General features: G+C 72.6%; 25 protein-coding genes. 18 read left to right on the top strand and 7 right to left on the bottom strand.

What is annotated here, in order from left to right; genetic code table 11:
- The first annotated feature begins 145 nt into the window (after positions 1-145).
- Positions 146-985, top strand: a complete 840-nt coding sequence (locus ABEA15_RS16820; RefSeq protein WP_345557422.1) for an aldo/keto reductase — start codon at positions 146-148, stop codon at positions 983-985.
- 133 nt (positions 986-1,118) lie between these two features.
- Here the strand turns inward: ABEA15_RS16820 and ABEA15_RS16815 are convergent, their stop codons facing one another.
- Positions 1,119-1,256: a hypothetical protein gene (locus ABEA15_RS16815; protein ID WP_345557420.1), complete on the bottom strand. Its 138-nt coding sequence runs from the start codon at positions 1,254-1,256 to the stop codon at positions 1,119-1,121.
- Positions 1,257-1,395: 139 nt separating this feature from the next.
- Here ABEA15_RS16815 and ABEA15_RS16810 point away from each other — a divergent pair, with 139 nt between their 5' ends.
- Positions 1,396-2,451 (top strand): agmatine deiminase family protein, encoded by a 1,056-nt coding sequence (locus ABEA15_RS16810; protein ID WP_345557418.1) that lies wholly within the window; start codon positions 1,396-1,398, stop codon positions 2,449-2,451.
- 22 nt (positions 2,452-2,473) lie between these two features.
- On the top strand, positions 2,474-3,433 hold the full coding sequence (locus tag ABEA15_RS16805; RefSeq protein WP_345557416.1) for a nitrilase-related carbon-nitrogen hydrolase: 960 nt from the start codon (positions 2,474-2,476) through the stop codon (positions 3,431-3,433).
- A 238-nt stretch (positions 3,434-3,671) separates the two neighbouring features.
- On the opposite strand, the gene ABEA15_RS16800 is transcribed toward ABEA15_RS16805, so the two are convergent.
- Positions 3,672-4,289: a TetR/AcrR family transcriptional regulator gene (locus ABEA15_RS16800; protein WP_345557414.1), complete on the bottom strand. Its 618-nt coding sequence runs from the start codon at positions 4,287-4,289 to the stop codon at positions 3,672-3,674.
- A gap of 85 nt (positions 4,290-4,374) precedes the next feature.
- On the opposite strand from ABEA15_RS16800, the gene ABEA15_RS16795 reads away from it, so the two are divergent.
- The 4 genes from ABEA15_RS16795 (at position 4,375) to ABEA15_RS16780 (ending at position 7,098) form a co-directional block, all read left to right on the top strand.
- Positions 4,375-5,958, top strand: a complete 1,584-nt coding sequence (locus ABEA15_RS16795) for an FAD-dependent monooxygenase (RefSeq protein WP_345557412.1) — start codon at positions 4,375-4,377, stop codon at positions 5,956-5,958.
- 119 nt (positions 5,959-6,077) lie between these two features.
- Positions 6,078-6,335, top strand: coding sequence for an OsmC family protein (locus tag ABEA15_RS16790; RefSeq protein ID WP_345557410.1), 258 nt, complete (start codon positions 6,078-6,080; stop codon positions 6,333-6,335).
- Positions 6,332-6,508 carry an OsmC family protein gene (locus ABEA15_RS16785; protein WP_345557408.1) on the top strand — a complete coding sequence of 59 codons (177 nt, stop codon included), beginning with the start codon at positions 6,332-6,334 and terminating at the stop codon, positions 6,506-6,508. Before ABEA15_RS16790 ends, ABEA15_RS16785 begins: the two co-directional genes overlap by 4 nt.
- A gap of 35 nt (positions 6,509-6,543) precedes the next feature.
- The gene (locus tag ABEA15_RS16780) at positions 6,544-7,098 is read left to right on the top strand and encodes a hypothetical protein (RefSeq protein WP_425579405.1); all 555 of its coding nucleotides are present in this window, start codon (positions 6,544-6,546) and stop codon (positions 7,096-7,098) included.
- 237 nt (positions 7,099-7,335) lie between these two features.
- Here ABEA15_RS16780 and ABEA15_RS16775 read toward each other — a convergent pair whose 3' ends face one another.
- The 5 genes from ABEA15_RS16775 to ABEA15_RS16755 form a co-directional block, all read right to left on the bottom strand.
- Positions 7,336-8,643 carry a phenylacetate--CoA ligase family protein gene (locus tag ABEA15_RS16775; RefSeq protein ID WP_345557404.1) on the bottom strand — a complete coding sequence of 436 codons (1,308 nt, stop codon included), beginning with the start codon at positions 8,641-8,643 and terminating at the stop codon, positions 7,336-7,338.
- 11 nt (positions 8,644-8,654) lie between these two features.
- Positions 8,655-9,758: a 3-dehydroquinate synthase II family protein gene (locus tag ABEA15_RS16770; protein WP_344144789.1), complete on the bottom strand. Its 1,104-nt coding sequence runs from the start codon at positions 9,756-9,758 to the stop codon at positions 8,655-8,657.
- Positions 9,759-9,807: 49 nt separating this feature from the next.
- Entirely contained in the window at positions 9,808-11,082 is a 1,275-nt protein-coding gene (locus ABEA15_RS16765) for an aspartate kinase (RefSeq protein WP_345557402.1), read from the bottom strand.
- A gap of 105 nt (positions 11,083-11,187) precedes the next feature.
- On the bottom strand, positions 11,188-13,884 hold the full coding sequence (locus tag ABEA15_RS16760) for an ATP-binding protein (RefSeq protein WP_345557400.1): 2,697 nt from the start codon (positions 13,882-13,884) through the stop codon (positions 11,188-11,190).
- A 190-nt stretch (positions 13,885-14,074) separates the two neighbouring features.
- Complete coding sequence (locus ABEA15_RS16755; protein WP_344144783.1) at positions 14,075-14,740, bottom strand: DsbA family oxidoreductase; 666 nt, start codon at positions 14,738-14,740, stop codon at positions 14,075-14,077.
- Positions 14,741-15,001: 261 nt separating this feature from the next.
- On the opposite strand from ABEA15_RS16755, the gene ABEA15_RS16750 reads away from it, so the two are divergent.
- From ABEA15_RS16750 to ABEA15_RS16700, 11 genes are all read left to right on the top strand, one after another.
- A complete protein-coding gene (locus tag ABEA15_RS16750) occupies positions 15,002-16,603 on the top strand; it encodes an FAD-dependent monooxygenase (RefSeq protein ID WP_345557398.1) in 1,602 nt (533 codons plus the stop codon).
- A 34-nt stretch (positions 16,604-16,637) separates the two neighbouring features.
- A complete protein-coding gene (locus tag ABEA15_RS16745) occupies positions 16,638-17,423 on the top strand; it encodes an amidohydrolase family protein (protein WP_345557396.1) in 786 nt (261 codons plus the stop codon).
- Positions 17,420-17,956, top strand: coding sequence for a hypothetical protein (locus ABEA15_RS16740; RefSeq protein ID WP_345557394.1), 537 nt, complete (start codon positions 17,420-17,422; stop codon positions 17,954-17,956). The genes ABEA15_RS16745 and ABEA15_RS16740 overlap by 4 nt, the downstream gene beginning before the upstream one ends.
- Positions 17,946-18,746 (top strand): 2-amino-3,7-dideoxy-D-threo-hept-6-ulosonate synthase, encoded by an 801-nt coding sequence (locus ABEA15_RS16735; protein ID WP_345557392.1) that lies wholly within the window; start codon positions 17,946-17,948, stop codon positions 18,744-18,746. The genes ABEA15_RS16740 and ABEA15_RS16735 overlap by 11 nt, the downstream gene beginning before the upstream one ends.
- 227 nt (positions 18,747-18,973) lie before the next feature.
- On the top strand, positions 18,974-20,785 hold the full coding sequence (locus ABEA15_RS16730; protein WP_345557390.1) for an anthranilate synthase family protein: 1,812 nt from the start codon (positions 18,974-18,976) through the stop codon (positions 20,783-20,785).
- On the top strand, positions 20,778-22,004 hold the full coding sequence (locus ABEA15_RS16725; protein WP_345557388.1) for a 3-deoxy-7-phosphoheptulonate synthase: 1,227 nt from the start codon (positions 20,778-20,780) through the stop codon (positions 22,002-22,004). Before ABEA15_RS16730 ends, ABEA15_RS16725 begins: the two co-directional genes overlap by 8 nt.
- Positions 22,005-22,056: 52 nt before the next feature.
- A complete protein-coding gene (locus ABEA15_RS16720) occupies positions 22,057-22,842 on the top strand; it encodes a 2,3-dihydro-2,3-dihydroxybenzoate dehydrogenase (protein ID WP_345557386.1) in 786 nt (261 codons plus the stop codon).
- 90 nt (positions 22,843-22,932) lie between these two features.
- The gene (locus ABEA15_RS16715; protein WP_345557384.1) at positions 22,933-23,598 is read left to right on the top strand and encodes an isochorismatase family protein; all 666 of its coding nucleotides are present in this window, start codon (positions 22,933-22,935) and stop codon (positions 23,596-23,598) included.
- On the top strand, positions 23,595-24,254 hold the full coding sequence (locus tag ABEA15_RS16710; protein ID WP_345557382.1) for a UbiX family flavin prenyltransferase: 660 nt from the start codon (positions 23,595-23,597) through the stop codon (positions 24,252-24,254). Before ABEA15_RS16715 ends, ABEA15_RS16710 begins: the two co-directional genes overlap by 4 nt.
- Before the next feature lie 10 nt (positions 24,255-24,264).
- Positions 24,265-25,692 carry a non-oxidative hydroxyarylic acid decarboxylases subunit C gene (locus ABEA15_RS16705; protein WP_345557380.1) on the top strand — a complete coding sequence of 476 codons (1,428 nt, stop codon included), beginning with the start codon at positions 24,265-24,267 and terminating at the stop codon, positions 25,690-25,692.
- A gap of 7 nt (positions 25,693-25,699) precedes the next feature.
- Entirely contained in the window at positions 25,700-25,933 is a 234-nt protein-coding gene (locus ABEA15_RS16700) for a non-oxidative hydroxyarylic acid decarboxylases subunit D (protein WP_344144761.1), read from the top strand.
- The last annotated feature ends 39 nt before the right edge of the window (positions 25,934-25,972 follow it).

Below are 25,972 nucleotides of genomic sequence, written 5' to 3'. Positions count from 1 at the left end.
GTGCCGCGCGGACGATTCCGACCGCAGACGCGGCTTCCCGCCGCCCCCCATGCCCGTCGACTCTCTACTCACCTCTCGGGTGTCCGCGTCCGCGTCCGCGTCCGTGCTCCCGGTCGCGTCGCGGGGGCGGGGCTAGGGTGGGATCATGATCGCGATTGACTCTTACGAACTGAACGACGGCGGTTCGCTTCCGGTGGTGGGTTTCGGCACGGTCTCGCTTCGCGGTGACGACGGGGTGGCCGTGATGCGCACGGCTCTGGAGTCCGGCTACCGGCTGCTCGACAGCGCCGTCAACTACGGGAACGAGGAGGAGGTCGGCCAGGCGGTGCGCGCCTCCGGTGTGGCGCGGGAGGACGTGCTCATCACCACGAAGATCCCGGGGCGGCACCACGAGTACTCCTCGGCCGTGGAGTCGGTCGAAGGCTCGCTGCGCAGGATCGGGTCCGACTACCTCGACCTGTGCCTGATCCACTGGCCCAATCCGAGTGTCGGCAGGTACCTCGAAGCGTGGCGCGCCTTGGTGGACCTCCGCGAGCGGGGCCTGGTGCGCTCCATCGGCGTCAGCAACTTCACCGAGCGGCACCTGCGCGCCGTCATCGACGACACCGGTGTCACACCCGCCGTCAACCAGATCGAGCTGCACCCCTACTTCCCGCAGGCCGCGATGCGCGAGGTCAACGCCAAGCTGGGCGTCCAGACGCAATCGTGGAGCCCGTTGGGCAAGCGGAGCGCCCCTTTCTCCGAGCAGCCGGTCTCCCAAGCCGCGGCCGCGCACGGCGTCACGCCGGCGCAGGCCATCCTGCGGTGGCAGTTGCAGCTCGGCGCGCTGCCCATCCCGAAGTCGACGGACGCGCAGCGGCAGCGGGAGAACCTCGACCTCTTCGGCTTCGAGCTCACCGATGCCGAGGTCTCCGCGATCAGCGGCCTGGCCCGCGACGACGGGCGCCTGTTCGGCGGAGATCCGGACGTCCACGAGGAGATGTAGCCGCTGGACGGCGGCCGGGCCCGGGGCGGGGTGCGTGCCGTGCCCGCACCCCGCCCCGGCCCCTGCGGTGGCGGTGGCGTGCCGAGATCGTCCGGGCGGCCGGCCGGTCGGTCGCGTTCGCGTGGTCGGGCTGTCAGAACGCGGCGATGGGGTTGACCGGGATGCCGGGCAGGGCACGGATGCGCGGCGGGGCGACGGTCAGCGGGGAGCTGTAGCGATGGAACTGCGCGCACCGCGCTGCGAGGTCGTCGAGCGCGACCGCGTCGACCAACGGCAGCCTTGGCGCCGTGGCAGCGAGCCTGCGCCGCAAAGCGTGCTCGATTCAAGTGATTCCGTGGGCATCGGGCTTTCAGTCTTCTAATTCAGTCGTCGCGTCGCTATCATCGGGTTGATCCGACGACTGGAGGATCATGCCGACTCCACGGCCGCTCATGCCCGCGGAGACGGCCAGACATGAGCGAACATGGCTGGCCTTCCCGCCACCGAACGACACCTTCGGCGAGGAGGGCGCGCCGACGCTGGAGCAGGCGAGACGGCGCTGGGCGGACGTCGCGAACACCGTCGCGCGCTACGAGCCGGTGACCGTGGTCGCCGGGATCGGGCAGGGCGCGGCCGCCAAGCCTCTCCTCGCGCCCTCGGTGACGGTGGTCGAGCTGCCCCTGGACGACGCCTGGATGCGCGACAGCGGTCCCACCTTCGTCCGCGACCCGCTCAGCCCCACCGGACTCGGCGCCGTCGACTGGGTGTTCAACGGCTGGGGCGCCCAGAGCTGGGCCGGTTGGGAGCGGGACGACCACGTCGCCGGGCAGGTCGCCGCGCTGGCGGGGTGCCCGGCGCAGCGGAGCCGGCTCACGACCGAAGGCGGCGGCTTCCACGTCGACGGCGAGGGCACCGTGCTGCTCACCGAAACCGTCCAGCTCGACCCGGACCGCAACCCCGGCTGGAGCGCCGCCGACGTCGAGGCCGAGGTGCACACCAGGCTCGGCACGACGAAGGCGATCTGGCTTCCGCGCGGGCTGACCCGCGACTACGACGAGTTCGGTACGCGGGGGCACGTCGACATGGTGGCGACGTTCGTGCGCCCCGGAACGGTCGCGGTGCACATGCAGACCCATCGGGCGCACCCGGACTACGACGTCACCGGCGAGATCGCCGAGCTTCTGCGCGACAGTACCGACGCCGAAGGCCGAACGCTGGAGGTGATCGAGGTAGCGGGACCGACGGTGCTCGAGGACGGCGACGGCCGCCCGGTCGACTACTCCTACATCAACCACTACGTCGCCAACGGCGTCGTCGTCCTGGGCGCCTTCGACGATCCGCACGACGCCCGCGCAGCCGATGTGCTCGCCGCCGCCTACCCCGACCGCGCGATCGAGCTGGTCGACGCGCGCGAGATCTTCGCCAGCGGCGGCGGCGTCCACTGCATCACCCAGCAGCAGCCCGCCGGCCCGCCGGTCGACCCGTGACCAGCTCCTGAGAGGGGAACCGATGCAGCTGATCACCGCCGAATCCACGGATTCCCCGGCCAGGGTGGCGGAGCCGAGCCGCGCCCCGCTGACCGTCGGGCTGGTGCAGACGCGCTGGCACACCGACCCTGCCGAGCACCTCCGGGCGCTCACCACCGGCATCCGCACGGCCGCCCGCGCCGGTGCGAGCCTGGTGTGCCTGCCCGAGCTGACGCTTTCGCGCTACCCCGCCGATACGCGGCCGACCGGCGAGGCCGCCGCGGCGGCCGAGGACCTGCAGACCGGTCCGACCTACTCCTTCGCCGCCACGGCCGCGGCCGACGTCGGCGTCGCGGTGCACGCATCCCTCTTCGAACGCGCGGACGGACCGGACGGCCGCGGCTACAACACGGCGATCCTGGTCCACCCCGACGGCACGCTGCTCGGCCGGACCCGCAAGCTGCACATTCCCGTGACCGCCGGGTACTACGAGGACCACTACTTCCGCGGCGGGCCGGCCGAGCCCGATCCCCACCCCGTTGTCGAACTGCCCGTGGCCGGCGCGCAGGAGCCTGCGCGCCTGGGCCTGCCGACCTGCTGGGACCAGTGGTTCCCCGAGGTCGCCAGGGCGTACTCGCTCGCCGGCGCCGAGATCCTCGTCTACCCGACGGCCATCGGCTCCGAGCCCGACCACCCCGGTTTCGACACCGGGCCGCTGTGGCGCCGGGTGATCGTGGGCAACGGCATCGCGAACGGCACGTTCATGGTGGTGCCCAACCGGTGGGGCGACGAGGGCGTCATCACCTTCTACGGCTCCTCGTTCATCTCCGACCCCTACGGCCGCGTGCTGGTGTCGGCACCGCGGGACGCCGACGCCGTGCTCGTCGCGCCGCTCGACCTCGACCAGCGCCGGGACTGGCTGACCCTGTTCCCCTTCCTCGCAACGCGCCGACCCGACGCCTACGGGATCTTGACCAGGACGGACCGGGCGCATGGAAAGTGACCCTTCCGCCAGGAGCCGGAGCGGCGACCGGCCGTCAACGAAAGCCCCGATCACGGCGGTTGGGCTGCGGAGGGCCCGCCCCGGGCCGGCCGGCCGCGGCTCCTCCCCGGCGGCACCGGGCTGATCATCGGCGGAGCACGGCATCCATGGCGGCCACGTCACAGCACGGTCGCCGCCGCCTCCCCGGCCCTCCGCAGCGGCGCCCGCCGGGGGAACCGGGGAACACCGCACCGGGCAGTCAGCGGTGGCAGGCGGCGAGCGCGGTCAGGACCACGTCGACGAGCCGCGGTTCGGGGTAGGGATCGACCGGTTCGCCGGCGGCCGTGAGGGTCTGCGGGCGGGCGTAGGCGAGGCCGACCAGGCAGTCCAGGGCGAGGTCGACGTCCACGTCCACGGGAAGTTCGCCCCGTTCCACCGCCTTGTGCAGCATGGCGGCGCCGGCCGCGCGGCGGGGTTCGCGCAGCGCCGCGTAGAAGGAGTGTGCGAGGCGCGGGTTGCGGACGGCCTCGGCCCCGAGGTCGGCGATGATGCGGGTCGTGCGCATGTCCTGCCGGAACGCGGTGGCGTGCGCGACATAGTCGCTGACGTCCCCGCGCAGGGACCCGGTGTCGGGGATGGGCACGGCATGCCCGGCCAGGTCGGCCACGATGTGTTCGACCATCTCCTGTTTGGACGCCCAACGGCGGTAGAGGGCGGCCTTGCCGACCCCTGCGCGCCGGGCCACCGCCTCCATGGACATGCCGAGGTAACCCGACTCGGCCAGTTCGTCCCGGACGGCCGCTGTGATCGCGTCCGTGACGCGCTCGCGCAGCTGCGCTCCTCCGCTTGCCGGTCGTGATCGGCTCCGTTCGTTCATTACCGCAAGTCTAATCCGAGACGGAACGGTTGCGTTCCGAGAAGCGGTACGCCTAGGCTGCTGAATGGAACGAAACCGTTCCGTCTTGTTGGTTTCAGGTGCGCTGGGAGCCGTCGTGGACATGGTGGACGCGGTACCGGATACCGATGTACTCGTGGTCGGTGCCGGCCCTGCCGGATTGGCGCTGGCCTGCGCGCTGCGCCTGCAGGGGGTCTCGGTTCGCGTGGTGGACGCGGCCCCGGGACCGGCGTCGACCTCGCGGGCCAACATCCTGCACGCACGCGGGGCCGAGGTGCTGGACCGGCTCGGCGCCCTCGGCGAGCTGCCGGAACGTGCGCTGACCGCATTGACCGTCACGCAGTACCTCGACGGGCGCTCGGCGATCACGGTCCGCTTCGGTGACCACGGACTGGGCACCGCCCGCCCGGCGCTGTACGTCTCGCAGGCCGACATCGAGGCGGAGCTGCGGCGCCGATTGCACGAGCTGGGCGCCGGCATCGACTGGGGTACCGCTCTGGTCGACGCCGCCCAGGACGGGCACGGCGTGACCGGCGTGCTCGACGACGGCCGGACGGTGCGATGCCGGTGGCTGGCCGGCTGCGACGGGTCCCACAGCACCGTCCGCAAGCTGGCCGGCATCGGGTTTCCCGGTGTCCGCCTCACCGAACCGTTCCTGCTGGCGGACGTGCACGCCGACATGCCGGTCGATCGCGCGGGAGGGCACGGCTGGCCGCACCGGGACGGCCCGTTCTTCGCCGTGCCGATGCGCGAGGTCGGCCGTGCGCACGACCTGTGGCGGTTCATGGTCTACGACCCGGCCGGCGGCGACAGTGTGCAGGGCGAGCAGGAGGTCCTGGAGCGGATTCGCAGGCTGGTGCCCGAGCGCACCGGACGAACCGACATCCGCATCGAGCACGCGGTCTGGACCTCGGTCTTCCGCGTCCACCGCCGACTGGCCGATACCTACCGTCGGGGCCGGGTCCTCCTCGTCGGCGACGCGGCCCACATCCACAGCCCGCTCGGCGGGCAGGGCATGGTCACCGGCATGGGCGATGCGGAGAACCTCGCCTGGAAACTGGCACTGGTCGTTCGCGGGCTGTCCGCGGACGCGCTGCTGGACACCTACGAGGCCGAGCGCCGCCCACTGGCGACCGGCGTGCTGGCGCGGACCACGACCGCGACCCGCCTGCAGGTCGGTGACACTCCGCTGATGCGGTTCCTCAGGAGGCGGGTGCTGGTGCCGCTCGCCGCGATGCCGTCCGTGCAGCGGCGGGCCAGCCGCCTCGCGTCCCAGCTGTGGGTCACCTACCGCAACGGCCCCTTGGCGCGCGGCACCCGTTACCGGTCGGGAGGCCGGCCGCGCCAGGGCGACCGCGTCCCGGACCTGCCCTGCACCCGTCCCGACGGCACCCGCACCCGCCTGCACGCCGAACTCGGCGCGCAGTGGGCGCTGCTGGCCCCCGCTGGAGACGGCGCGGACCATCTCACCGAGGCGCGCGGACGCCTCGGCGACGCCGTCGCGGCCCTCGACTTCGAGACCCGCCACGGTCGGCGGGAGCTGTGGCTCGTGAGGCCGGATGCCCACCTGGCCTGGCGCGGCGGCCGCACTGAGGCGTCGCGCCTGGCTCGGTGGCTCGACGAGAGCATGCACCCGAACCGGTCGGGCTGACCGAATCGGCGGCCGCCAGTCCGCGCGGCCGTGGCCGGGCCGGTTGTGCCGGTGATGGGGACGGGCTATTGTGAGTCATGTAGACGTACTAGTAACCCTACATAGTGAACGGGGAGACGATGTCCGTACCGCTGTACACCGCGACCGCCACGCCGACCGGGGACGGCCGCGCAGGAGGCCGCGCGGTCACCGACGACGGCCTGCTCGATGTGACGCTCGCCCCGCCCGTCCCGATGGGCGGCCTCGGCGGCGCGACCGACCCCGAGCAGCTGCTCGCCGCGGGCTGGTCGTCGTGCTTCCATTCGGCACTCAAGCTCGTGGCCTCGCAGCGCAAGGTGTCCTTGTCGACTCCACCGTGGCCGCCGAGGTCTCGGTGACCGCCACGGAATCCGGCGGATTCGCCCGGAGCGCCGCGCTGCGGGTGCACATCGGCGGCGGGATCGCCGTCGAAGCGGCCGAGAGCCTCACCGCCGCGGCACACGAGGTGTGCCCGTACTCCGCCGCGACGCGCGGCAACGTCCCCGCCGTCCTCAGCACCACCGCCGCCTGACGGCCTTGCACAGAAACAGAGAGAACATCATGACCGTGTCCGAGACCGCTTCCCTGTCGACCTACGGCAGCGCGCTGCGGCGCCTGTACCTCATCCGGTTCGCGTTCGCCGTCGTCTGGGCGGCGCTCCTCTTCCTCGCCTCGACCATGACGGGCCCCCTTCTGGCGGTCGTGCTGGTCGCCTATCCGCTGTTCGACGCGGGAGCCGTCCTGTGGCAGCTCCGCGCCGACCCGGACTCCGGGCGGTCGAAGGCCGCGGGGTGGATCAACGTGGTGGTCAGCGTCGTCGTGGCCATCGCCCTCGGTGCGGCGTCGACCGTGGCCGTCGCCGCGGCGCTCGGGGTCTGGGGTGCGTGGGCGATCGGCTCCGGCATCCCCCAGCTCGTCACCGCCGTCCGCAGCCGGCGCTATGGCGGCCAGGTGCCGCAGATGCTCAGCGGCGGCATCTCCGTGCTGGCCGGAGCCTCGTTCCTCGCCCAGGCCGTCCAGGGCGGCGGCAACATCGCCGGTGTCAGCGGCTATGCGGTCCTCGGCGGCATCTTCTTCCTCATCTCGGCGATCCGCCTGGGTCGCACCGCCAAGGAGATCTGACGCATGGACACCACACGGCACCGCGAACGCGCCGGCGGCCGACGGGCACGAGGCGGCCGTCTCCGTCCGCACCCCGGCCCGCCTCGCCGAGGCCGCGCAGGCGCCCGGTCGAGTACGTCGAAGGCACCGGAGCCTCCCACACATGCCGGCACCGCCGTCCAGGTTCTGCCTGGTCGGCAGCCCGCGGCACGTGTGAGCGGGGCTCCGGTCCTCACGCGAACGGTCGCTGCACACCGCCTAGTAGTAGAGCAGCGCCCGGTCCCAGTCCTCGTGCGCGGCGAAGAGGCTGCGCGGCTTGATGACGTCCTGCGACCGGGTGAGCGCCTCATACGGGACGAGTGTCCTCGGGGCGAGCGGGCGCGCGTCGACGGGTACGCCCAGTCTCCCGCCGACGGCCGATTCCACTGCGGCCCGGGCGGCTTCGCGGTGCTCAGAGGCGACCTCGAACTCCAGCGTCAGGCGCTCTGCGCCGGTCCGGGCCCTCCAGAAGACCACCCCGTACGCGGCGGGGAGCGAGAACACGGCCTCCTCCAGATCGTGCTGAGTGACGGGGGTGCCCGCGACGCTGTGGTCCAGGGCGGCCCGGCCGAGGACCCGCACGGTCGGCAGCGGCCACGCGCAGGAGCACCCGGCGTAGGACACCTCCACGTCGTCCTCGAGGTCGTACCGGAGCAGGGGCATCGCCTCCCGGTACAGCGGTGTCACCACCAGGTGCCCGCTGCCCTCCGGTGACGAGGCGCCGGTCGCGGGGTCGACGACCTCGAACAGCACCCGGTCGGCCCACAGGTGCAGGTTTCCCGCCGGGCACTGCCCCGCGAGACTGCCCGTCTCCGTTGATCCGAACTCCTCGACGACCGGCACTCCCCAGATGTCGCTGATGCGGCGGCGCCGGGCCGCCGTCAGCGGGTCTCCGCCGACGAACAGCGCCCGGAGCCCGGGGAAGTCGGTGCGCGGGTCCAGGCCCGCCGTCTCGGCGGCGGCCGCCCACAGCAGCGTTTCGGTGGCCATCGACCAGGTGAGGCTGACCTCCAGTTCCCTGATCACCTCCACGGTGCGCGCGAGCGGTGTGGCCGCCGAGCGGTTGTCGGCGGGCACCACGGTCGCGCCCCGCGACCGTGCGGCCGCGTGCGCGAGGTGGCCGGTGAGCATCAGGGCATAGGGAGTGCGCACCAGGAAGGTGTCCTCGGCGGTGATTCCCACCCACTTGCGCGCGTACCGCTCCACGAGGTCGTCCCAGTCCTCGCGGGTGTAGTAGGACGGGGTCGCCTGCCCCGCCGTCCCGCTGGACTCGTGGTAGGTGGCGAGCCGGCTCCGGTCGACGGCGAGCATCCCGAAGGGCCGGCCCGCGCGCAGGTCCTGCTTGGTGGTGAGGGGGAGGCCGCTCAGGTCCGCGGCGGTCGGAAAGGCGCCCGCGGTGGCGAGCCGGTCGCGGTAGAAGGGTGATGCGGACGCCCACTCCATCACTCGGGGGAGCCGCTTGCGTTGGATCTCGGCGAGTTCGTCGAGGGTGTTCCACCTGAGGTCGAACGGCGGTTCGGCGGTCATGGCCGGCTCCTTCACTGCTCGCGGCAGAACTCGGCGATCGGGTAGCCCACGTGCCGGTCCTCGGTGGGCAGGTAGCCGAGCACCGTGTCGCCGGGCTTGAGCTCGGTGGAGTTCAGCACCCGATCGCCCGGCCCGAGGACGCGCACGTGCCAGTCGTCCTGCAGGATGAGGTTGGCGACGGTTCCCTCGGGCGAGACCGCGTTGACCGACAGCAGCGGTCGGCTCTCGATCTTGACGCGGCCGACGGTGACCATCCGGGTCCGTCCCGCGGTGTCGACGGCCATGACGGAGCCTCCGGCGCGCAGTTCACTCAGATAGTTCGTATGCCCGTTCTTCGACAGGGTGTAGGAGTGGATGGCCCCGGCGTTGACGCGGAACGGACGGGTGGGCATGTAGGGCAGCGGGTGGGTCTCGCTGACGCACAGCACCATTCCCTTGGACGTGGAGCCGACGAGGATGCCCTCGTCCTCGCCGAAGTAGGTGCAGGTGTCCACGCAGGCCCGCTCGCCCATGCCGACGTGGGCGACGTCGGTGACCTCCAGCTCGACGAGTCCGAGGTCGGGCACCTGGGCGGAGGCGGCCTCCCGCAGCCGGGTGGCGCCGCCTACGGAGCCGGGGGCCATCATCACGCCGTCCGACCCGTGCTCCAGGACGCCGAAGATGATCTCGGCCTCCTCCACGTCGCCGGCCCGGGTGATGATGCTGCCCTCGGCGCGGGCGGCGGCGGCCAGCACGATCTCCAGGGGGATCTTGGTGGGGTCGCGGAAGTCCAGGAGGCTGAACGCTTCGGTTCGAGCGGCCTCGCATGCGGCCTCGAGTGTGGCCGGATCGACGATCTCCACGTAGACGCCGAACTCGACTCCGGGGTGGTGCTCGGCGAGCTCGCGGGTGGTGATCCCGCGGGCGTGGTCGACCACCACCAGGTCGGCGCCGGTGAGGTCCTCGGGCAACGCCTCTCCCAAGGCGAGGTAGACGCGCTTGACGGTAGGCGGCAGCTGTACCAGGTCGTCCAGGTCGTCGCTGACCACGGCGTCCACGCGCTGGTGGACGGACTCCTCCATGATCGCCTTCGCGAGCTCGCCGGTGCCGCGGACGTCGATCCAGCAGAGTTTCATGTCGTGCTCCTCGTGCATTGGTGGGTGGGACCGGTTCCGGAGAAGGGGTTCATACGGGCGCGAGGGAGGTCGCGGGCTCGCCGCTCCGGGCGAGTCCGAGGAGGTCGTGCAGTAGCCGCACGGCATCGGCCGTGCGCTCGCGGGGCACCACGGCCGAGGCGCGCAGCGGCGATGCGGACACCCAGGAGACGGGTATGCCGGCCTCGCGCAGCGCCCGGAGCGCGGTCGCGGCGAGACCGGGCATGTTGTGCGTGCTGTCGGCGACGAGAGAGACCTTGCCGACGTGTTCGTCCACGGCCAGCTCTGCGCCGGCGGCGGCCAGTCGCGACCGCAGTGCGGGGATGATTTCGGGCAGGTCCTCGGTGCGCAGGGTGCAGCCCAGGCGCAGCCGGTCCTGGCTGGGCAGGGTGTGTCCGACGAGGTCGACGCGTACGGAGCGCTCGGCGAACAGGCGCAGCAAGTCGGAGGCCAGCGCCGCGGTCCCGGAGCCGCCGCGTATCAGCAGGCGCGCGGTGTCGGGGTCGTGGGCCAGCGCCGCCACCGGCGGCGCGTCCGTCGCGGGGGTGCCGCCGACGAGCGATCCCGGTCCCCGCCCGGAAGCGTGGCGTACGCGGATCGCCACCCCGCGTGCGGCGGCGAGCTCGACGGAGCGGGAGTGCAGGACCCGGCTTCCGGCGTAGGCCATCTCCGCCATGACCTCACCGGGCACGTGCGCCAGGATGTGCGCGTCGGGGACGATGCGGGGGTCGGCCGTGTAGACGCCGTCGACGTCGGTGCGGATCTCGCAGAGCGGTGCGTCCAGCGCTGCGGTGAGCGCCACGGCGGTGGTATCGGACCCGCCCCGCCCCAGCGTCTGCACGTCTCCGCCGCGGCCCTCTCCCTGGAAGCCGGCCACCACCACGGTGGCGCCCCCGTCCAGGTGGTCGCGGACGCGTACGGGGGAGAAGGCGTCGATCATGCCCTCCCCGTGCCGGCCTTCCACGGTGATTCCCGCCTGGGGCCCGGACAGCGAGACGGCGGGCACCCCCAAGCGGTGCAGGGCCAGAGCCAGCGTGGCCGCCGAGGCGTTCTCACCGGTGGCCAGGAGCTGGTCCACCTCCCGGCACCCGTGCGCGGTGCCCAGTTCGCGCGCCGTCCTCAACAGGTCGTCGGTGGTACCTCCGCGTGCGGAGACCACGACCACGAGGGGGCCCTCCGCGTGGTGCCGGTCGCGGACCCGTTCGGCCACCCGCCGGACGTCCTCCAGCGACGCGAGCGAGGAGCCGCCGTACTTGTGCACCACCGCGCCCGCGGGTGCACCGCCACTGCGATTTCGACCGTCCACGGATCTCCCTCAGTCGCCCTGCTTGCGGCCAGGAGCAATCCTGGTCCGCGGCGGCGGGCCGGGGCATCACGCAGAACCGTGAATCGGCTGCCCGGTGGGATGTGGTCAGGCGCAGGACGCACGGGCCAGCACGAGGCGGGCGAGCTCCACCCGGTTGCGGACCGCGAGCTTGCGGAAGCTGCTGCGCAGGTGGCTGTCGACGGTGTGCGGGGACAGGAACAGCCGCTCGGCGACCTCTTGGTTGGTCAGGCCGTCGGAGACCAGCAGCGCCACCCTGCGCTCCGAGTCGCTCAGCCCCTCCCACTCCCGCCCGCAGCCGGGCCGGCCGTTCAGGGACGAGCCCTCCGCCGAAAGCTTGCGCATCGCGTTCGCGGAGCGCTCCATCGAGCCGCGCGCGCCGCACCGCCGGTAGTCCTCGTGCGCACCGGCCATCAGCTCCACAGCGCGGGCCGAGTCCTCGCCCAGCGCGGCAGCCTGCGCCGCGTCCTCGCCCGCATGCGCGCGGGCGAGGACGCGGGGGCTGTCGGTGTAGCGCTCGACCGCCGCCTCCAGGAGCCGCCGGTCCTTTCTGAAGAGGCCTTCGGCATGGCGGGCGGCGCCTTCCAGGGACGCCACTCCGGGATTGTCCCGCGCGAGTCGGAGGCTGGTGCAGACCACCCGCTCGGCCGCATCGCGGCGGTCCGCCGCGAGGGCGAGGCGCACCAGTCCCGCGGCGGCATCCGGCGAACGCAGCAGCAGAGTCGCGTTCTCGGGCACCCGGTCGTAGATCGCGGCCGCGACGGCGAAGCCGCTCGGTGCCGTGGTCTGGTACGCGGTCGCCAGCGCCAGCCCCAGCGCCGTCTCCTGCCAGCGCGGGCATGCGGGCGCCTGCTCACCGGCCAGGACCCGGTTGAAGTACTGGGCGGCGGTGTAGGCCTCGCCGCGCAGCAGGTGCATCTGGCCCAGGAGGGAGCGCACTTCGCGGCCCAGCTCTCCGCTGGGGTCCGCCCCGGGGTCCACGCCCCGGCACACCGCCTCGGCCCGGTCCAGCTCGCCCCGCCACAGCAGCAGTTGGGCGCGCCCCGCCTCCCAGAAGACGCGGCCCGGGTCACCGGCGAGGGCCTCCTCGCGCTGCACCATGTCGACGACGGCCAGGGCGTCGTCGAACTCGTCCCTGGCGGCGAGCGTCACCGCCAGGACCAGCCGGGCCGTCCGTTCCACCCCCGACGCGTCGGGCGAGGACTCGGTCACGCTCAGGGTCCGGCAGGCCAACCGCTGGGAGGCGGCCAGGTCGCCGTCGCCGAAGGCGAGCCGCACCCGGACGAACTCCGCGCGGGCCTCGGCGGACCGGCTGCCGGTGCTGCGGGCCAGCTCCACGGCCTCCTCCGCAGCGGCGGCGGCCTCCGCCGACCGGCCGTGCTCCAAAAAGGAGGTCGCCTGGACCGCCTGCAGCCCCGCCTGGGCCGCCGAGCCGGGCTCGACGGCCTTCAGGGCGCGCTCGACGTGGTGGGGGAAGTTGAGCATCGAGGCGAGCTGGGGCGAGGCCTCTTGGACGACGGTCAGCGCCGCGCACAACTGCGACGCGGAGTCGATGGACTCCAGGACGGTGGTGATGACGTCGTGCGCCTCCGTGAGCCGGCCGCGGGCTGTCAGCAGGTGGACGGTGTCACCGAGAGCCCCCGCCTCGACGTCGCCGGCCGCCAGAGAGCGGGACAGGTAGGCCGCCAACTCCGTTTCGGTCTCGGCGCAGTGGACCATGTGCCGCACCACCTCGGTTCCCCCGCGGTCGCCCTGCTCGCGCAGCATGGCCGATGCCTCGCGGTGGAGCGCGTGGCGAGCGGGCGGACTGATCGTCAGGTACACCGACTCGAGCGTCAGGTCGTTGGCGACCTCCAGCCTGCCGTCCCGGCTGACCATGACCTCGTTGGCCAGGGCCTCCTCCACCGCCGGGATGAGCGCGGCCGCCTTGGCGTCCAGCAGGCGGGCGGCCTCGTGCAGGCTGAAGGGCCGCTCAAGCACCGCGCCCACCTGGAGCAGAGGGTGCACGGCAGGGGACAGCTTATGCAGCCGGTCGACCACCCTCCGGTGCACCGAGCCCGGCAGGTCGGCCACCTCCAGCGGTAGGCCCTGGTCGAGGGCCGCGGGGTCCTTCAGCGCCGCCACCACCTGCATGAGCAGGGCGGGGATGCCCGAGCACTTCTCCTTGAGGCCCAGTTGGGCCCGGGTGGGCTCGCCCAGCGCGCGGCGCAGCAGGTCCGCGACCTCGTCGTCGGCCAGCGGCCCCAGACGCAGCAGGCTGCCCTCGCCTCCGGTGAGCTGCTGCAGCACTTCGGCGACCGAGCCGCGGTCCGACATGGGGCACCGCGCCACGAGCCAGAGAATCGGTTCGCCGCGCGTGTGCTGGGTCAGGGTGGGCAGGATGAGCGCCGTCATCTCATCGCTCCAGTGCATGTCGTCCAGGACGATCACGAGCGGCTGGCGCCGGGCGTGCTCGGTGAGGGCCGTGGCCAGGCGGAGGGAGAAGTCGAACACGCAGCCCGAACTCCCCGTGCCCGTCGGCGGCGACCGGTGGAGCTCCGGACGCCCGACGAAAAGCCTCATCAGGGTGCTCCACGGAGCGACCCGGTCCAGCCGGGTGGCCGTCCCCCGAAGGACGAGCATGCCCAGTTCCTCCGCCTCGCCCGCGAGCTGCGACACGAGGCGGGTCTTGCCGATACCGGGCGGCCCTTCGACGGTCACGTGCCGCCCGTCGCCGTACAGCGTCTCTTCCAGTGCTCTGCCGAGTTCGTTCAGCTCGTGGGTGCGGCCGGCAAGCGTGTCCATGGAGGAATCCCCGGTTCCCTCTCCTGCGCATTCGAACGGCCCCGTCACGATAAGTGCACGGGACAACACGGTGCAGTAGGCATTATTGAAACGATGCGACGATGTCTCGGTTCTAGGTGATGGACGCCTGCGGAACACAGTATGAAAAACCGCTATCGCGAAGTCGATTGCGGCGTCGTCCCGAAGGCGGCTAATTGATCTTGAAAAGCGAGTCCACGAGTTTGTCGGCCCACGTGGAGTCGTATTCCTCGAAGTAGGGGAATCCTCCTTCGGGCGGCGGCGCGGTCCAGTGGTAGCGCACACCCGGGTTGTGCTCGGCGAAACCCTCGGCGAACACGTGGGCGCTCCCCTGGATGTGCGGCCCCCGGGCCGTTCGCCACTGCTCGAAGACCTCCGCGCGCCCCCCGCCTCGGGACAGCTCCTGCTCCAGCGCCGCGGCGTCCACCGCGGGGCACTCCTCGGCGACCTCCAGCACGACCGGCAGGATGCTCACGCACCGGCCCTGCTCGTACAGGGCCCGCCGCAGTGCCGTGTCCAGCTCGTCGCTTGCGGAAAGGCCTCCCACCCGGGGGGACTTCGCGGCTTGGACGGCGTCGAGGGCGGGCAGCGTCGTCACCGGATAGGCCGACTCGGGCCCCGGCCACAGCCGCCAGCGCAGATGCGGCAGCCGGGCGGCGATGACCACGAGCTCCGACTCCACGATGTACTTCGGCGTGGGCATCCGGTTGAACAGTTCGAGAGGGAACGCCCGGTGGTCGACGGTCAGGTCGGCGCCGCGTTCCCGCGCCCTCGCGTGGAGGGTCTCCAGCGCCAGAGTGGCCCAAGGGCACCCGATGTCCGACCACACCGTGACCACGCTGGACTGCGTATTCGCAATTGAGTTCCGGTCACCCGGTGTGCTGTCAACTGAAGGCATGAATATCCTCGGTAGGTCGCGGGCCGGGGGGCGCGGGCCAATGCTAGGGGACAGCGTATGCCGCCACCCCCATTATGGCCACCCTCGGCCACGCCAGCCTTGATTGCGGAAATACCGAAGCCGATCACGGGAATACGTGATGGCGACTCAGCGCGCGCGCCGAAACAATTGCGGAGATCCGCGGACGCTGAGGAGTGAGAAGTGGACATCGGAAACGATCGCACGCCGCACGAGGCCGGCATTGTGGTGGTAGGCGCCGGTCCCGTGGGGACGACGCTGGCCTTGGAGCTGGCCCGCCAGGGTGTGCCGAGCACCCTGGTGGAGCGCCACACCGCACGTTCGCCCTATCCCAAGATGGATTTCCTCAACGGGCGCAGCATGGAGCTCCTGCGCCGCCTCGGCGTCGTGGAGGAGATCCGCGACCGAGGGGTGGGCCCCGAGCACGCCTTCCGGTTCCAGTGGAGCCGGACCTTCGCCGAGGAACCCCTGATGACCTGGGAGTACTCCTCCGTTGAAGAGTTGTGCAAGCGCAACGCCGAGGTCAACGACGGAACGAGCGCACTGGAGGCCTATCAGCGCCTTCCGGGCAACATCCTGGAGGAGATCCTGCGGGACCGGGCCGCCGCGCATCCCCTGGTGGACCTGCGCATGGGCACGAAGGTGGTGGACCTCGACCAGGACGCCGACTCCGTGCGCGTCCGGCTCGACGACGGCCGCGAGCACACCGTGCGAGCCGACTACGTCGTCGGCTGCGACGGGGCGGGCAGCGTCGTGCGAGGGGCCGCGGACCTCACGCTGAGCGGGGAGGGGCCCGGGGGCAACCACCGCGACGTGTACTTCCGCAGCTCGGATCCGCTGTTGCGCCGCCACGGCCACTTCTTCCTGGCCGTCGTGGCAAGCGGGATCACCCTGGTCTCGCGGGACGAGAGCGACACCTGGACGGCCTTCTTCCCTGTCAGCGAGCAGGAGGAGGCGGCCGACCCCCTGGACGTCATGCGCCGCCGCATGGGCGTGGAGCTGCGGGTGGAGGAGGTCCTGCACACGGCCATGTGGAAGGGCGCGATGGCCGTCGCCGACAGCTACCGCGACGGCCGGGTCCTCATCGCGGGCGACGCGGCCCATCAGTTCTACCCCACGGGCGGGCACGGTGCGAACACCGGTATCGGCGACGCCGTCGACCTCGCCTGGAAGCTCGCCGCCCAGACCCACGGGTGGGCGGGCCCCGGCCTCCTGGACAGCTACGAGGCCGAGCGCCGGCCCGTCGCCCTGTTCAACCGGGAGATGTGCGCCAACCTCCTGGAGGTGTGGGGCCGGTTTCCGCGGCTCGCCGCCTCCGGCGCCACCCGCGAGACGCTCGCCGGATTCCTCCGTGAGGAGGAGCACCAGGTGGAGAACCTGGCCATCCATTTCGACTACCGCTACGCGCACTCGCCGGTTGTCGTCGGCGAGGAGGGCACCGAACCCGCCTGGTCCTGGCGCCACACCACGCCCTCGACCTGGCCGGGATCGCGGCCGCCGCACGTCTTCCTCGCCGACGGGTCGGCGATCTTCGACCACCTCGGTGACGGCTTCACGCTCGTGGACTTCACCCCCGACGGGGCCGGGGCCGCCGCCGTGGATGCGGCGCGGGCATCGGGAATCCCGCTGCTGCACCGTCGCGTGGACGACCCCAACGGCCGCGCCGTCTGGGAGCGGGACCTCGTCCTGCTCCGTCCCGACCAGCACGTGGCCTGGCGCGGGACGGAACCGCCCGGCGACTGGCGCGCGGTTCTGGACACCGCGCGCGGCGCACCGCGCCGTTGACGGCGCCGCTACGACACGTCCGAAGGAGCCTTCCATGACCGATCGCCGAGCCCCGACGCCGGTCGTCGACTTCCACGTCCGCCTGGCTCCGGTCGCCGGGGCCGCGGAGCGGCTGCTGCGCCGCATGGACGCCCTGGGAATCGAGCGGGCCGTGGTCTGCGCCGGCGGCGTCCTCCCGCTCTTCGACCTCTCCCGGCAGCTCGTCGAGGGAGGCCGGACCACCGGCGACCCGGACAACGGCGCGGTGCTCGCCGCAGCCGAGCGGAGCGGAGGACGGCTGGTGCCCGCCTACTTCGCCAACCCCCACCGCGACGCCGCCGCCTACCGCGACGCGGCCCCGCACTACCGCGGCCTGGAGGTCTCCCCGGCGGTCCACGGGGTGGCGCTGACCGACGACCGCCTCGCCGGCCTGCTGGACGCGGCCGAAACGGCGGGACACAGCGTCTACACCGTCTGCCTGGAGCGGGAGGGCTGCCGGGTCGCCGACCTGGCCCGCCTGGCCGCCGCCCGTCCGGAGGTCACCTTCGTGCTCGGCCACACCGGCGTCGGCAACATCGACCTCTACGGGATCTCCCTGGTCGCCCCGTTGCCCAACGTGCTCGTCGAGACGTCCGGCGGCTACACCTGCGCGGTCGCCGAGGCCGTGGCGGTTCTCGGCGCCGAGCGGGTGCTGTTCGGCTCGGAGTACCCCTTGCAGGACCCCGCGGTGGAGCTGGCGAAGCTGGACGCCCTCGACCTGGCTCCCGCCGACCGGAGGCGCGTCACCCGCGACAACGCCCTGCGCCTGCTCGGTGCGGCGCGCGAGGAGGCGGCACGATGACCGCCGAGGCCGCCGCCCAGGAGGGGTTCGAAGCGGCGGGCACCGTCACCGGGGTCACCCACCGCACCGATATGGCCCGCGTCCTGGTGCGCGGTGTGATCCCCGAGGCCGACCCGGTGGCCGGGGTGCTGACCCTGCTCGCAGAGAGCGGAGCCGGCGTCGACCTCGTGGCACGGACCGGTCCGGCCGAGGACGAGACCCGCGTGGGACTGGCCCTGCCCTGCGCCGACCTGGACCGGGTGCGGCCCGCCCTGGCGGGCCTGGCGCGGGATCCGAGGCTTGCGGTCGAGGTCCACGAGGACGTCGGCGAGGTCGCGGTGGAAGGAATGGGGCTGCTCAACCGCCCGCACGTCACGGCCGGGCTGCTCTGCGCGCTGGCCGGCGTCCCCCAGTACTGGCTGGCCATCTCCCAGACGCGCACATCGGCGGTCGTGCCGCGGACGGAGGTCGGTCCCGCACTGTCCCGCCTGCGCGAGGCGCTGCCCACGCTGACAGACCCGAACCAGACAAGGAGCACCACCGATGTTCGCTGACTACGGCTTCGCGCGGCGGATGCGCCTGAACCGGCTCGCACGCAACGCGATCGGGCGCATGATGATCGTGCCCCTCGACCACTCCGTCGCCGACGGTCCGCTGAAGACGGGCCGAACGCTCAACAGCCTCGTCGGAGACCTTTCACGAAGCAGCGTGGACGCCGTCGTCCTGCACAAGGGCAGCCTGCGCCACGTCGACCCCCTGTGGTTCGGCAGCACCTCTCTGATCGTGCATCTGAGCGCGAGCACCGCCCACGCCCCCGATCCGGATGCCAAGTACCTGGTGTCGAGTGTCGAGGAGGCGCTGCGGGTCGGCGCGGACGCGGTGAGCGTGCACGTCAACCTCGGATCGGAGGACGAGGCGCGCCAGGTCGCCGACCTCGCGGCTGTCGCCGAGGCCTGCGACCGCTGGAACCTGCCCTTGATGGCGATGATGTACCCGCGCGGCCCCCGCATCGCGGACCCCCGCGACGCGGCACTGGTCGCCCACAGCGCGAGCCTGGCCGCCGACCTGGGGGCCGACATCGTGAAGACCGTCTCCACCGCCACCGAGGAGGAGATGGCCGACATCGTCGACGACTGCCCCATCCCCATCGTGGTCGCCGGCGGCCCCCGCCTCGCGGACGACGAAGAGCTGGTCGAACACGTCCGAAGCGTGCTGGCCGCCGGGGTGGCGGGCGTGGCGCTCGGGCGCAGCGTCTTCCATTCGCCGGACCCGGCCGCCACCGCCCGCCGCATCGCCGACGTCGTGCACCGCGGGGTCGGCCTGAGCGAGATCGCCGGGGTCTAGCCGCGGTTTTCGCCCCTCCGCGTCCCCGCCCGCCGGATCCCCTGAACCCGCCTCCGGCATCTCCCCGAAACACGTGATGTGCGCTGAAGAGCGCTTCCTGAAGGCTGGTGACCGTGACATCCGGAAAAGCAGAAGAACGTACCGGACGAAGAATCATCGACCGAGCGCTCTCCTCGGAAGCGGAGCCGTTCGCCATCGTCGCCCGTTGCCTACGCGGCGGCCGGCGGGTGGAGGCGTTCGACGGCGAGCTCCGCGAACTCCGCACGATCGACGAGATCCCCCTTCCCGCCGCAGCGCAGCGCGGCCACCGGTACGACTCACTGGTCCTGCTGCCCTTCCGCCAGCTTCGGGAGCGCGGCTTCACCTGCACGGACGACGGCGAGCCGATCCTGCTGCTGCAGGTCGCCCGGCACGGTGAGCTGGGCGCCGAGGACCTGGAGCGGCTCGCCGAGCTCCCGGTGTCCTTCGACGGAGAGGGGGCCTTCGACACCTCCGACGAGGAGTACGAGCGTCTCGTCGGCCGGGTCCTCGCCGACGAGATCGGGGCCGGGTCGGGCTCCAACTTCGTCATCCGGCGGACCTTCTCCGTGCAGGTCGAGGGGGACCGCCTCCGGTTCGCGCTGGGGCTCTTCCACCGCCTGCTGAAAGAGGAGAGCGGCGCCTACTGGACCTTCGTCGTGCACACCGGCGAGCGGATCTTCGTCGGGGCGACGCCCGAGCGCCACGTCAGCCTCGACGGCGGCGTGGCCTCGATGACCCCCATCAGCGGCACCTACCACTACCCCGAACAGGGCCCGGACCTGGAGGGTGTGGTCGAGTTCCTCGCCGACCGCAAGGAGACCGACGAGCTGTACATGGTCGTCGACGAGGAACTCAAGATGATGGCCGGGGTCTGCGAGGACGGCGGCCGCGTCCACGGCCCCTGGCTGCGGCCGATGGCGCGCCTGGCCCACACCGAATACGAGATCCGCGGGACCACCGCGCTGAATCCGCGGCAGGTGCTCCGGCGCACCATGTTCGCACCGACCGTCGTCGGCAGCCCGCTGGAGAACGCCTGCCGGGTCATCACCCGCTACGAGCCGGCGGGCCGCGGCTACTACAGCGGCGCCATCGCCCTGCTGGGCGCTGACGATGCCGGCTACACGCTCGACTCCGCGATCATGATCCGCACCGGCCGGATCGACCCGGACGGGCGGATGAGTCTGGGTGTGGGCGCCACCCTGGTCCGCCACTCCGCGCCCGCGCGGGAGACGGCCGAGACGTGGGCCAAGGCGGCCGGGCTGCTGGGCGCCGCGGGACCGCGCAGACGGAAGGCGGTGGACACCCGGGGCGTCTTCGACCACCCGCGGACCCGCGCGGCGCTCGAAGCGCGCAACCGCGACCTGTCGGGCTTCTGGCTCGCTGACAGGCAGGCACCCGCATCGGAGGCGCCGCCGCCGCTGCTGGACCGAAGCGTCCTCGTGGTCGACGCCGAGGACTCCTTCACCGGCATGCTCGCCCACCAGTTCCGCTCCCTCGGAGCACGGGTGCAGGTGGTTCGCCACGACCTGGTGGACCGGGAGGCGCCGGCCGACCACGGGCTCGTCGTCGTGGGTCCCGGACCGGGCGATCCCTGCGACGCCTCCGACTCCCGCATCGCCGGCCTTCGGAGGCTGACCGGCGACCTGCTCGCCGACGGCCGTCCGTTCCTGTCGGTGTGCCTGGGCCACCAGGTGCTGGCCTCGGTGTTGGGCCTGGACGTGTGCCGCCGGGCGGTACCCGACCAGGGAAAGCAGCGCCGGATCGACCTGTTCGGCAGGTCCGCCACGGTCGCCTTCTACAGCACCTACGTGGCGGTCTGCCCGGCGGACGAGGTCGTCGGCCCCACCGGCCCGGTGCACGTGAGCAGGGAACCCACCGGCGAGGTGCACGCTCTGCGCGGGCCGCACTTCGCCTCCATGCAGTTCCACCCGGAGTCCCTGCTCACCCCCGAAGGCCCCGAGCTGATAGCCGAGTCGGTGCGCCATCTGCTCGATCCCGTGGGAGGAACCCGTGCCTGATACACCGGCCGTCACCACCGAGGCCGCCCGCGCGCCCGCGGAGCGGGGGACCGGCGGGCCCTGGTTGTGGCTGCCGGCCCAGCAGCAGCCCGCCTGGTCCGGGCACGGCGACCTGGGGTGGGTGCGGGACCGGCTCTCGGAGATACCCCCGCTGGTCGGCGCGGACGAGATCGACACCCTCACCGCGGACCTGGCGCGGGCGGCCGCCGGCGGCGCCCGAATCCTGCAGGCGGGCGACTGCGCGGAGGACCTGCGCGAGTGCACGCCCGCGCACCTCCGCGCGAAGACGTCCGTCCTCGCGGGCCTCGGCGGGCACCTGCGCCGCCTCAGCGGCCAGCCGGTGGTCGAGGTGGGGCGGATCGGCGGCCAGTTCGGCAAGCCCCGCTCGTCGCCGGTGGAGACCGTCGACGGTGTGGAGGTCCCCGCCTTCCGCGGCCACATCGTCCACTCCGAGACGCCGACGCCGGAGGCGCGGCGGCCGGATCCGCTGCGGATGCTCCGGGTCCACGCCGCGAGCGCGGCCGTGGCCGACCGGCTCCGGCGGGAGCGGGTGCGGCGCGGCCGCGGACGCAGCGCCGGACCGGGGCCCTGGACCAGTCACGAGGCCCTCGTCCTGGACTACGAGGCGCCGCTGGTTCGCAGGGAGGCCGACGGACGGCTGCTCCTCGGATCCACCCACCTCCCCTGGCTGGGAGACCGCACGCGCGGCCTGAACGCCGCCCACCTGGCGCTGCTGGGCGCCGTCGCCAACCCCGTCGGCTGCAAGATCGGCCCCGCGGCGACCCCCGAGGACGTCGCCCGCCTCTGTGCGCGGCTGGACCCCGACCGCGCCCCCGGCCGCCTGGTGCTCATCGTGCGCATGGGCCGCGCACGCGTCGCCGAGCACCTGCCCGGCATCGTCCAGGCCGTCCGGCGCGGCGGGCACCCGGTCGTGTGGCTGTCCGACCCCATGCACGGCAACACCGTGCACGCGCCCGACGGGCGCAAGACCCGCCATCTCGACGACCTCGTCGCCGAGGCGCGGGCCTTCCAGAGCGTGCTGCGCCGCCATCGGCAGCACCCGGGCGGCTTCCACCTGGAGGTCGCCGCCTCCGACGTCACCGAGTGCGTGGGAGGGACGGTGGGCGGGACCGCAGCGATCGGACGGCGCTACACCACCCTGTGCGACCCGCGGCTGAACCCGGAGCAGGCACACGAACTCCTGGCCGCCTGCGTGTGAGACCCGTCCGGCCCCAGGCACCGTGCGCTACGGCAGGAAGGACAGACAGGACATGAGGTATGCGGAACTGAGCGGGCGGGTCGCCCTGGTGACCGGTGCGGGGCGGGGGATCGGCGCCGCAGTGGCGCGCGGGCTCGCCGAGCAGGGTGCCCGCGTCGTGGCCTGCGACGTGGACGCCGCCGGACTGCGCAGGCTCTCCGGCGAGGCCGCTGCGGACACCGGCCGCATCCACCCCCACACCGTCGACGTGACCGACGCCGACGACACCGAACGCCTGGTCAACCACGTCGAGGCCGAGTACGGGCCGATCGACGTGCTGGCCAACGTGGCCGGCGTGCTGCGCACCGACGACCTGGTCAAGCTCGACACCGCGGACTGGCGGGCGGTCTTCGACGTCAACACCCACGGCGTCTTCCACGTCTCCCGCGCGGTCGCCGGCCGGATGGTCTCGCGCGGGCGCGGCTCGATCATCACCGTCGCCTCCAACGCGGCACGGGTACCGCGGGCGGGCATGGGGGCCTACGCCGCGTCCAAGGCGGCTTCGGCCATGTTCACCCGCTGCCTCGGCCTGGAGCTGGCCGAGCACGGAATCCGGTGCAACATCGTGAGCCCCGGGTCGACCGACACGCCGATGCTGAGGTCGATGTGGCACGACGAGCGCGACCGTGAGGCCACCCTCAAGGGCTCCCTGGAGCGCCATCGCATCGGCATCCCGCTGCAGCGGCTGGCCCGCCCGGAGGACATCGCCGACGCGGTGCTCTTCCTGGTCTCCGACCGGGCCCGCCACATCACCATGCAGGACCTGCAGATCGACGGCGGCGCTGCGCTCGGCGCCTGACCCGCCGGCGCCCGCCTCGCGCGGCGCCGGCGGGAGAGGCCACGCACACCACTCGCGGCCGACCGGCCGCCAACCGACAGAGGGAGACCCATGAGCATCCCACGCGGCCTGACCTATCCGATGCCCGACCACCAGCCTGCCAACCAGGTCTCCTGGCGGCCCGACCCCGAACGCGCCGCGTTGCTCGTCCACGACATGCAGAACTACTTCGTGGACTTCTTCCGCCCCGGGGCCTCGCCGGTCACCCGGCTGCTGGCCAACTGCGCCCGGCTGCGCGAGGCCGCCCACGAGCAGGGGATCCCGGTCTACTACACCGCCCAGCCCGGTTCGATGACCCGCGACCAGCGCGGACTGCTGCACGACTTCTGGGGTCCGGGCATGACAGCGGAAGGCGCCGGGCCCGACGCCCCGCGCGCGGTCGTGCCCGACCTTACTCCGCACGCGGCCGACACGCTGATCACCAAGTGGCGCTACAGCGCCTTCGCCTATTCCGACCTGGGGGAGCGGCTGCGCGCCCAGGGGCGGGACCAGCTGATCGTCTGCGGGGTCTACGCCCACGTGGGCTGCCTGATGACCGCCTCCGACGCCTTCGCTCGCGACATCGAGCCCTTCCTGGTGGGCGACGCCGTCGCCGACTTCTCCGCCGAGGACCACCGCATGGCCCTCGACTACTGCGCCCGCCGCTGCGGCGCCGTCCTGCCCACCGACCGGGTGCTCGCCGACCTGGCGGCCCGGACGGTCGCGGTGGAGAAGTGAACGCCGGAAGCGGCGGTGCGGCCGCCGACGCGGGTGCGCGCCGCCGCATCGTCGTGGCCGTCACCGGGGCCACCGGGGCGCCGCTGGCCGCGCGCCTGCTGGAGGTGCTGGCCGCACTGCCGGATATCGAGACCCATCTGGTGATGAGCCGGTGGGCGCGCGCCACCGTGGAGCTGGAGTGCGGCCACGGTGCGGCGCGCCTGAGCGAGCTGGCCGACGCCGCCTACGCCCCCGATGACCAGGCGGCGCCGATCTCCAGCGGCTCCTTCCTCACCTGCGGGATGGTGGTCGTGCCCTGCAGCATGAAGACGCTCGCCGGCATCCGCACCGGGTACGCCGACGGGCTGATCCCCCGGGCGGCCGACGTTGTGCTCAAGGAGCGGCGCCGCCTGGTCCTGGTGACGCGGGAGACCCCCCTCAACGAGATCCACCTGGAGAACATGCTGGCCCTGAGCCGCATGGGCGCGGTGGTGCTGCCCCCCGCCCCCGCCTTCTACAACCGGCCCCAGACCGTGGAGGACGTCGTCGACCACATCGTCGCGCGCGTACTGGACCAGTTCGGTATCAGCGTGCCCGCGCAGCGGTGGGAAGGGATGCGTTCCGCCCGCCGGGCCCGGGAGTCGGCGGTCCGGCCGGTCTCGGCCGTCGACGCGTGAGAGGACGGACATGACCCACTACGACGACTTCCGCGCGTTCCTCGACGCGCTCGACGGCGCCGGCCGGCTGGTGCGGATATCCGAACCGGTCGACGCGGAGCCCGACCTGGCCGCTGCCGCCACCGCTGCGGCCCGCCTCGGCGACCGGGAACCGGCGCTGTACTTCACGTCGGTGAACGGGTTCACCGATGCGCGTGTGGCCCTCAACGCCCACGGCTCCTGGGCCAACCACGCGATCGCGCTGGGCATGGAGCCGGACACCCCGGTGCGCGAGCAGGTCGCGGAGCTCACCCGGCGCTGGGACGACTTCCCCGTTGCACCGACCCACCGCGAGGGCGCGCCGTTCCTGCAGAACACGCTGGAGGGCTCCGACGTCGACCTGTTCCGCGTCCTCCCGCTGTTCCGCGTCAACGAGGGCGACGGCGGCTTCTTCCTGGACAAGGCGGCGGTTATCAGCCGCGACCCGGACCACTGGGACGACACCGACCGGCAGAACGTCGGCATCTACCGGCTCCAGGTCAAGGGTACCGACAAGCTCGGCCTGCAGCCCGGCACGATCCACGACGTCGCCCAGCACCTGCGGCACAGTGAGGAGCGCGGGGAGGACCTGCCGATCGCCATCGCCGTGGGCAACGACCCCGCCGTCACCATCGCCGCCTCGACCCCCATGGCCTACGACCAGTCCGAGTACGAGATGGCCGGCGCGCTGCGCGGGGCCCCCGTTCCGCTCGCCAAGGGGCCGCTGACCGGGCTCGACGTGCCCTGGGGCGCCGAGGTGCTGCTGGAGGGGGCGGTCCTCGGCCGCAGACGCGAGTTCGAGGGCCCCTTCGGCGAGTTCACCGGCCACTACTCCGGAGGGCGGGCGATGGCGGTGATCCGCGTCGACCGCATCTCCTACCGCACCGACCCCGTGTTCGAGCACCTGCACCTGGGGCGGCCCTGGACCGAGATCGACTACCTCATGGGGCCCTCGACCTGCGTTCCGCTGTTCAAGCAACTGCGGGAGGACTTCCCGGAGGTCGTGGCCGTCAACGCGATGTACACCCACGGGCTGGTGGCCATCGTCTCGGTCCGCCCGCGCCAGGGCGGTTTCGCCCGCGCGGTGGGGCTGCGGGCGATGACGACCCGGCACGGCCTGGGGTACTGCAAGATCGTCATCGTCGTCGACGAGGACGTCGACCCCTTCGACCTCCCGCAGGTCATGTGGGCGCTGTCGACCAAGGTCAACCCGGACGAGGACATGGTGCACCTGTCGAACATGTCGATCCTGCCGCTGGACCCGTCCTCCTCGCCGGTGGGGATCAGCGGCAAGGTCGTCATCGACGCCACTGCCCCGGTCGAGCCGGATCGCAGGGGCCGGCACGGCCACCCGGTGCGCGACCATCCCGAGACGCAGCGCTGGCTGCGCGTGCTCCGTGCACGGATCAAGGAGAGGTGAGGAACCCGTGACCTGCCCCCGCTGCGGCGACAGCACGTGCGCCGTGATCGCCTCCTCCCCGGTGCCCGGCGTCTGGGACGTGGGGTTGTGCCCGGTGTGCCACTACACGTGGCGCAGCAGCGAGCCGCCCCGGCAGTCCGACCCGGGCGCCTTCGCTGAGGAGTTCCGCCTCACCGCCGAGGACGTCGGCGCGGCCGTGGAGCTGCCGCCCGTTCCGCCGCGCCGCGCGGACCGCGGCTGAGCGGCTCCGGGCGAACGGGGCGGGCGATCGCCCCGCCCG

Origin of the sequence: Streptomonospora halophila (genome assembly GCF_039542725.1) — a bacterium.
In the GTDB taxonomy this organism is placed as follows: Bacteria; Actinomycetota; Actinomycetes; order Streptosporangiales; family Streptosporangiaceae; genus Streptomonospora; species Streptomonospora halophila.
This window is presented reverse-complemented; position numbering and strand designations above follow the sequence as displayed.